Genomic DNA, 8,282 nt, shown 5'->3' on the forward strand with positions numbered 1-8,282 from the left:
GGTACTGCACAGGCCTTGAGGCCTGTGCAATACCTGTGGGAGCTGGCTTGCCGGCGATAGGGCCGGTACAGGAATGACACCTATGAAAAAGGCGCCCGTCAGGCGCCTTCTTCTTGTTGCGGTATCACTCAGCCAATGGCTTTGGACGCCAGCCAGAACAGGCCGGCCGCCAGGCCCATCGACGCAGGCAGGGTCAGTACCCAGGCCAGCAGGATGGTCTTCACGGTGCCGCCTTGCAAGCCGCTCTTGTTGGCGACCATGGTGCCGGCCACACCGGACGACAGCACGTGGGTGGTCGATACCGGCAGGGCGAAGATGTTGGCCATGCCGATGGCGCAAGCCGCGGTGATCTGCGCGGACATGCCCTGGGCATAGGTCATGCCCTGCTTGCCGATCTTCTCGCCAACGGTCAGTACCACGCGCTTCCAGCCGACCATGGTACCCAGGCCCAGGGCCAGGGCGACGGCCACGATCACCCAGAACGGGGCATACTCGGTGGTGGCGGTCAGGTCTTTGCGCAGTTTTTCCAGGTCGGCCTTTTCACGGGCTTCCAGGCCTGGCAGCTTGCCAACCTTCTTCGCCGTGTCGTCCAGGCACAGCAGGTAACGGCGCACTTCGACACGCTTGTCGGCACTCAGGCTGTGGTAGTCGGTCACGCCCTGCAGCGAGGACTGCAGCGCGGCAATGGTCGGCTCGGTCTGCTGCGGGTTGCAGCTGAACTGCTCTGGCAGGTCGCTGGCCTTGGCCTTGCCCAGCGCCAGGAACTCGCCCAGGGTGGCGGCGTTGCGCTGGTAGAACTGGCTCATGTGCAGTGTGGCGTCGCGGGTACGCTCGATCTGGTAGGTGGTGCTGTTCAGGTCGAGGACGAACTTGGCCGGGACGATGCCGATCAGTACCAGCATGATCAGGCCGATGCCTTTCTGGCCGTCGTTGGAGCCGTGCACGAAGCTTACGCCCATGGCCGAAACCACCAGTACCAGGCGGTTCCAGAACGGCGGGTGCTTCTTGTCGTCGAGCTTGCGGCGTTGCTCGGGGGTCTTGTGCATCTTCGACAGCGGGCGCCACCACTTCAGGCCGATCAGTACCAGTGCGGCAACGGCGAAGCCGGCCATCGGCGAGACCACCAGCGACATGGCGATGTCGATCGCCTTCTGCCAGTTGACACCGTCGCCCAGCGGGATGTCGTTGATCAGGGCATTGGCCAGGCCGACGCCGAGAATGGAGCCGATCAGCGTGTGCGAGCTGGAGGCGGGGATACCGAAGTACCAGGTGCCCAGGTTCCAGGTGATGGCCGCAGCCAGCAGCGAGAAGACCATGGCCAGGCCGTGTCCGGTGTTCACGTTGATCAGCAGCTCTACCGGCAGCAGGTGCACGATGGCATAGGCCACCCCGACACCGCCGAGCAGAACGCCAAGGAAGTTGAACACGCCGGAAAAGAACACGGCGAGGTGCGGCGGCATGGCTTTGGTATAGATGACGGTAGCTACCGCGTTGGCGGTGTCATGAAAGCCATTGATGAACTCGAAGGCGAGCACGAAGGTCAAGGCGAGCAGCAGGCTCACCAACACCCAGGCATCCAGTCCGCTGAATAATTCGATCATGAAGGTTGTCTGGCGGTCTTAGGGGGGCGGGATTATGCCAGAAAACCTTGGCAATCGATGCATCTGCGACAGACCGACGGCAATCTTCCTGTCGGGAGCGTTATGTGCACGGCGCGACGTCGAGGCAGGGAAATGTCCGCTAAAACGCGCGAAACCTGGCGAAAACCGGCAAAAAATTAAGCAAAAAACCGCTTCGCTTCTTTTCAAACGGCCGTATGAAATTTGTGTAATTCCATTTCACCTTCGGCCAGACAGTAAAGATCGACCGCGCCCGGGCTGGCCGGGCGACGACGCGCTGGCGTGGTCCCGGGGTCAGGGAGTGTCGCTGCGCAGTTCCTTTTCCATACGTTCCAGTTCCTGGCTGAAGGCCTGGTCGCGCACGCTCGCGCGCTTGCGCCAAGGTTTGCGTTCCGGATCCGGTTGTGCGGCGTAAGTGGTGACTTCGCCACCGTAAACATCCTTGTAACGTTCAGCCTGGCGCTCGAGTTCCGCGCGCAGTTCATCTTTCGTCACAGTAGTACCTGAATTAAGTTTGATGACTGTTGTTCTACGTGTGCAGCGTGCACATGCCTTGCTGGCCGCAACGGCTTGATACAGCGGAAGGTTCCATTACCACGGCATCGTCGAGGCCTGCGCAATCGATTATAGCAACCGATATTTCGCCGAACATCGTAATTTACCCAGCCCTGACATCACCAGACGCAAGTAACGGAATGCATCCGACAACAGTTTGGGCTTTTCGTACAAGTTTGAAAGGCAAGACGGACAAAAGTTCGTTGCAGTGCAGCAGCGGGACCGTCGACCGGGAGAGTAATGAAAAACGGCCTCGCCAAAAGGCGAGGCCGTTGCCTGGGGACTTCTACGGTGGGTACCTGACCAGTCTCTCCAAAGAAGCCACAAGTGGCATGAGAAAGGTATAAGTAAAAGTGTCAGCGGTCAATTGCGATTATCGGCCGTTTGTTCGATAATCGCACGAGTGGGCGTTTTTTTCGAGGTGTGCGATGAGTGACGAAACCCTGGCCAACGATTCCGTCAATCCAGAGTCGGGCAACCCGGAGCAGGGGCGATCTGCCTCGGCAGCCCTGGCACCGCCGATCGTGGCTTCCCCGGCAAAGCGCATCCAGGCCTTTACCGGCGACCCGGACTTCATGACCTCCCTGGCGCGAGGCCTGGCAGTAATCCAGGCCTTTCAGGAACGCAAGCGTCACCTGACCATCGCCCAGATCAGCCACCGCACCGAAATCCCTCGTGCGGCGGTACGCCGTTGCCTGCACACATTGATCAAGCTGGGTTACGCCACCACCGACGGGCGCACCTATTCGCTGTTGCCCAAAGTGCTGACGCTGGGGCATGCATACCTGTCCTCGACGCCGCTGGCGATTTCTGCCCAGCCATACCTGGACCGCATCAGCGATCAGCTGCACGAGGCGGCCAACATGGCCACGCTCGAAGGTGACGACATTCTTTATATAGCCCGTTCGGCCACCGTGGAGCGGCTGATTTCGGTCGACCTGTCGGTGGGCGGGCGCCTGCCGGCCTATTGCACGTCGATGGGGCGCATTTTGTTGGCGGCCATGGACGACACCAGCCTGCGTGAATACCTGGAACGTGCCGACCTGAAGGCGCGTACCAGTCGTACCTTGCATGACCCCGAGTCACTGTTCGCCTGTATCCAGCAGGTGCGCGCCCAGGGCTGGTGCGTGGTGGACCAGGAGCTGGAGCAAGGGCTGCGTTCGATTGCGGTGCCGGTGTATGACGCCTCGGGGCAGGTGTTGGCGGCATTGAACGTGAGTACCCATGTCGGGCGGGTGACGCGCAGTGAACTGGAGCAACGGTTCTTGCCGATCCTGCTGGCGGCAAGCCGGGACCTTTGCCATCAGTTGTTTGGTTGAGCCTGCAGGGGGCCGCAAAGCGCCCCCTTTCAAATCTGGAACAGGCAAAACCCTTTCCTGTGCGATAAACGCACAGTGTCGTTCGCTGTCAATTGCGCCACCACCGCCCGCTGATTAATGTCTCTCGCAACGGTTGGCTGTGCCGACCGAACAAGAAAAGCATAATAAGAGGCACTTTCATGAATACTGTCCCCTCGCTGCCGCGGCCGCACCCGCGCGCAGTACCGTTATATCCAGGCTGACGCCGGCCGCATTCCCTCAAACTACTGTCCTCTGTACCGGTTTAACGCGTGCAGTGGCCTGGCTGTGCCCCTCATTCCGGATAACAATAATGAACCAAGCGCAAACCAACGTCGGCAAAAGCCTCGACGTCCAGTCGTTCATCAATCAGCAGCCGCTGTCTCGCTACCAATGGCGGGTGGTGTTGTTGTGCTTCCTGATCGTCTTCCTCGATGGCCTCGATACCGCGGCCATGGGCTTCATAGCCCCGGCCCTGTCACAGGATTGGGGAATTGACCGCGCCAGCCTCGGCCCGGTCATGAGTGCCGCATTGATCGGCATGGTTTTCGGCGCCCTCGGCTCCGGCCCGCTGGCGGACCGTTTTGGCCGCAAGGGCGTACTGGTGGGCGCTGTGTTGGTATTTGGCGGCTTCAGCCTTGCCTCGGCCTATGCCACCAACGTCGAGCAGTTGCTGGTATTGCGCTTCCTGACCGGCCTGGGCCTTGGCGCAGGCATGCCCAACGCCACCACGCTGCTGTCTGAGTACACCCCCGAACGCCTCAAGTCGCTGCTGGTGACCAGCATGTTCTGCGGCTTCAACCTGGGCATGGCCGGTGGGGGCTTCATTTCCGCCAAGATGATCCCGGCCTACGGCTGGCACAGCCTGCTGGTGATCGGTGGCGTGCTGCCGTTGCTGCTTGCGCTGGTGCTGATGGTATGGCTGCCGGAGTCGGCGCGGTTCCTGGTGGTGCGCAATCGGGGCACCGACAAGGTGCGCAAGACCTTGTCCCCCATCGCACCGCAGGTGGTGGCCGAGGCGGGCAGCTTCAGCGTGCCGGAGCAGAAGGCGGTGGCCGCGCGCAACGTGTTTGCGCTGATCTTCTCCGGTACCTACGGCATGGGCACCATGCTGTTGTGGCTGACCTACTTCATGGGCCTGGTGATCGTCTATCTGCTGACCAGCTGGCTGCCAACCTTGATGCGCGACAGTGGCGCGAGCATGGAGCAGGCGGCCTTCATCGGCGCACTGTTCCAGTTCGGTGGCGTGCTGAGTGCCGTCGGCGTGGGCTGGGCCATGGACCGCTTCAATCCGCACAAGGTGATCGGCATTTTCTATCTGCTGGCCGGTGTGTTCGCCTACGCCGTGGGGCAGAGCCTGGGCAACATCACCGTATTGGCCACGCTGGTGCTGGTTGCCGGCATGTGCGTGAACGGCGCCCAGTCGGCGATGCCTTCGCTGGCGGCGCGCTTCTATCCGACACAGGGCCGCGCCACAGGGGTATCGTGGATGCTGGGTATCGGCCGTTTCGGCGCGATTCTCGGGGCCTGGAGTGGTGCCACGCTGCTGGGGCTGGGCTGGAACTTCGAACAGGTGCTGACGGCGTTGCTGGTGCCGGCAGGGCTGGCGACCGTGGGTGTGATCGTGAAAGGGCTGGTGAGCCACGCTGACGCGACCTGAGGCCCGAGGGCCGCTTTGCGGCTCTTCGCAGCACAAGGCTGCTCCTACACAGGCGATGTCGCCCCTGTAGGACCAGCCTTGTGCTGCGAAGAATTCGACACGGTAGAGAATGAGTAGCAGGACAACAAATGGTTCGATAATCGCACAAATAGTCGATTATCGGATTGTAAGCCACCCAAGAGTCTCCTTAATCTGAGCTCACCGAAGCACCCTGACCAGGAGTCTCCAAATGGCTGCAATTCTCTCGCTTCACGAAGCCGTGAAGCAGTTCATCCAGGATGGCGATACCGTCGCCCTCGAAGGTTTCACCCACCTGATCCCGACTGCCGCCGGCCACGAGATCATCCGTCAGGGCAAGCGCGACCTGACCTTGGTGCGCATGACCCCGGACCTGATCTACGACCAGCTGATCGGCGCCGGTTGCGCCAGCAAGCTGATCTTCTCCTGGGGTGGTAACCCGGGTGTCGGTTCGCTGCACCGCCTGCGTGATGCCGTCGAGAAGCAGTGGCCACACGCCATCGAAATCGAAGAGCACAGCCACGCCGACCTGGCCAACGCCTATGTCGCCGGTGCTTCTGGCCTGCCGTTCGCCGTGCTGCGTGCTTACGCCGGCTCCGACCTGCCGAAGGTCAACCCCTTGATCAAGAGCGTCACCTGCCCGTTCACCGGTGAAGTGCTGGCAGCCGTGCCGTCGGTGCGCCCGGACGTGACCGTGATTCACGCGCAAAAGGCTGACCGCAAAGGCAACGTGTTGCTGTGGGGCATCCTCGGCGTGCAGAAGGAAGCCGCCCTGGCCGCCAAGCGCTGCATCGTCACCGTCGAGGAAATCGTCGACGACCTGCAGGCCCCGATGAACGCCTGCGTACTGCCGACCTGGGCCCTGAGCGCGGTATGCCTGGTACCTGGCGGTGCGCACCCGTCCTATGCCCATGGCTACTACGAGCGTGACAACCGCTTCTACCAGGCCTGGGACCCGATCGCGCGCAGCCGCGAATCGTTCACCGCCTGGATTGACACCTACATCCGTGGCACTGCCGATTTCAACGAATTCAAGGCCAAGCTGGCCAGCACTGCGGAGGCCGCACAATGAGCTACTCCACTTCCGAAATGATGACCGTCGCCGCAGCCCGTCGCCTGCGTAACGGTGCTGTGTGCTTCGTCGGCATCGGCCTGCCTTCCAAGGCCGCCAACCTGGCGCGCCTGACCTCGTCGCCAGACGTGGTGCTGATTTACGAGTCCGGTCCGATCGGCGCCAAGCCAAGCGTACTGCCGCTGTCGATCGGCGACGGCGAGCTGGCCGAAACCGCTGACACCGTGGTGCCGACCGGCGAGATCTTCCGCTACTGGCTGCAAGGTGGGCGCATCGACGTCGGCTTCCTCGGCGCCGCCCAGGTCGACCGCTTCGGCAACATCAACACGACTGTGGTCGGTGACTACCACGCCCCGAAAACCCGCCTGCCGGGTGCCGGTGGCGCACCGGAAATCGCCGGTTCCGCCAAACAGGTGCTGATCATCCTCAAGCAGTCGCCGCGTGCCTTCGTCGACAAGCTGGACTTCATCACCTCGGTTGGCCACGGTGAAGGCGGCGACTCGCGCAAACGCCTTGGCCTGCCAGGCGACGGCCCGGTCGGTATCATCACCGACCTGTGCATCATGGAGCCGGAGGCTGGTACCCACGAATTCGTCGTTACTGCCATCCACCCGGGCGTGACCCGCGAGCAGATCATCGCCGCCACTGGCTGGGCGATCCGCTTTGCCGACGATGTGCAGACCACTGCCGAACCGACCGAAGTCGAGCTGTCCGCCCTGCGAGACCTCGAAGCCCGTACCGCCGCGGCCCACGGCCAGGTGGCAGGAGAAGCCTGATGCGCGACGTATTCATCTGTGACGCCATTCGCACCCCGATCGGCCGCTTCGGCGGTGCCCTGGCCGGCGTGCGGGCCGACGACCTGGCCGCCGTGCCGCTGAAGGCGCTGATCGAGCGCAACCCGAGCGTGCAGTGGGATCAGGTTGACGAAGTATTCTTCGGCTGCGCCAACCAGGCTGGCGAAGACAACCGCAATGTGGCGCGCATGGCGCTGCTGCTGGCCGGCCTGCCGGAAAGCATTCCGGGCGTTACCCTGAACCGCCTCTGCGCGTCGGGCATGGATGCCATCGGTACCGCCTTCCGCGCCATTGCCAGCGGCGAAATGGAGCTGGCGATTGCCGGCGGCGTCGAGTCGATGTCGCGTGCCCCGTTCGTCATGGGCAAGGCCGAAAGTGGCTATTCGCGCAACATGAAGCTCGAAGACACCACCATCGGCTGGCGTTTCATCAACCCCCTGATGAAGAGCCAGTACGGTGTGGACTCCATGCCGGAAACCGCCGACAACGTGGCCGACGATTACCAGGTTTCGCGTGCTGACCAGGACGCCTTCGCCCTGCGCAGCCAGCAGAAGGCAGCTGCCGCCCAGGCCGCCGGTTTCTTCGCCGAAGAGATCGTGCCGGTGCGTATCGCGCACAAGAAGGGCGAGACCATCGTCGAGCGTGACGAGCACCTGCGCCCGGAAACCACACTGGAAGCGCTGACCAAGCTCAAGCCGGTCAACGGCCCGGACAAGACCGTCACCGCCGGCAACGCCTCGGGTGTGAATGACGGTGCTGCGGCGTTGATCCTGGCCTCGGCCGAGGCGGTGAAGAAACACGGCCTGACCCCACGTGCCCGGATACTGGGCATGGCCAGCGCCGGTGTTGCACCGCGGGTCATGGGCATTGGCCCGGTGCCGGCAGTGCGCAAGCTGACCGAGCGCCTGGGCATCGCGGTGAATGATTTCGATGTGATCGAGCTCAACGAAGCCTTTGCCAGCCAAGGTCTGGCGGTGCTGCGTGAGCTGGGTGTGGCCGACGATGCACCGCAGGTGAACCCCAACGGCGGTGCTATCGCCCTGGGCCACCCGCTGGGCATGAGCGGTGCGCGCCTGGTGCTGACTGCGCTTCACCAACTGGAAAAGAGCGGTGGGCGTAAAGGCCTGGCGACCATGTGTGTGGGCGTAGGCCAAGGTTTGGCGCTGGCCATCGAGCGGGTTTGACCTGTACCGGCCTCTTCGCGGGGAAAACCCCACCCCCAGGGAA

The 8,282-nt window shown here is 62.6% G+C and carries 7 protein-coding genes; 5 read left to right on the forward strand and 2 right to left on the reverse strand.

Annotated features, from left to right (window positions below; all coding sequences use genetic code 11):
• Positions 1-128: 128 nt before the first annotated feature.
• A complete protein-coding gene (locus ACK1U9_RS25290; protein ID WP_025340495.1) occupies positions 129-1,601 on the reverse strand; it encodes an inorganic phosphate transporter in 1,473 nt (490 codons plus the stop codon).
• A 312-nt stretch (positions 1,602-1,913) separates the two neighbouring features.
• Positions 1,914-2,114 (reverse strand): hypothetical protein, encoded by a 201-nt coding sequence (locus tag ACK1U9_RS25295; RefSeq protein ID WP_003259583.1) that lies wholly within the window; start codon positions 2,112-2,114, stop codon positions 1,914-1,916.
• A 488-nt stretch (positions 2,115-2,602) separates the two neighbouring features.
• Between ACK1U9_RS25295 and pcaR the strand changes: the two genes are divergently transcribed.
• From pcaR to pcaF, 5 genes are all read left to right on the forward strand, one after another.
• Positions 2,603-3,493 carry a pca regulon transcriptional regulator PcaR gene (pcaR, locus tag ACK1U9_RS25300; protein WP_025340494.1) on the forward strand — a complete coding sequence of 297 codons (891 nt, stop codon included), beginning with the start codon at positions 2,603-2,605 and terminating at the stop codon, positions 3,491-3,493.
• Positions 3,494-3,824: 331 nt separating this feature from the next.
• On the forward strand, positions 3,825-5,171 hold the full coding sequence (locus ACK1U9_RS25305; protein ID WP_046617221.1) for an MFS transporter: 1,347 nt from the start codon (positions 3,825-3,827) through the stop codon (positions 5,169-5,171).
• 229 nt (positions 5,172-5,400) lie between these two features.
• On the forward strand, positions 5,401-6,261 hold the full coding sequence (locus tag ACK1U9_RS25310) for a CoA transferase subunit A (protein ID WP_046617220.1): 861 nt from the start codon (positions 5,401-5,403) through the stop codon (positions 6,259-6,261).
• On the forward strand, positions 6,258-7,037 hold the full coding sequence (locus ACK1U9_RS25315) for a CoA-transferase subunit beta (protein WP_015271653.1): 780 nt from the start codon (positions 6,258-6,260) through the stop codon (positions 7,035-7,037). Before ACK1U9_RS25310 ends, ACK1U9_RS25315 begins: the two co-directional genes overlap by 4 nt.
• On the forward strand, positions 7,034-8,239 hold the full coding sequence (gene pcaF, locus ACK1U9_RS25320; RefSeq protein ID WP_181381669.1) for a 3-oxoadipyl-CoA thiolase: 1,206 nt from the start codon (positions 7,034-7,036) through the stop codon (positions 8,237-8,239). The genes ACK1U9_RS25315 and pcaF overlap by 4 nt, the downstream gene beginning before the upstream one ends.
• The last annotated feature ends 43 nt before the right edge of the window (positions 8,240-8,282 follow it).

The sequence above is a fragment of the Pseudomonas sp. XP1 genome (genome assembly GCF_053557675.1).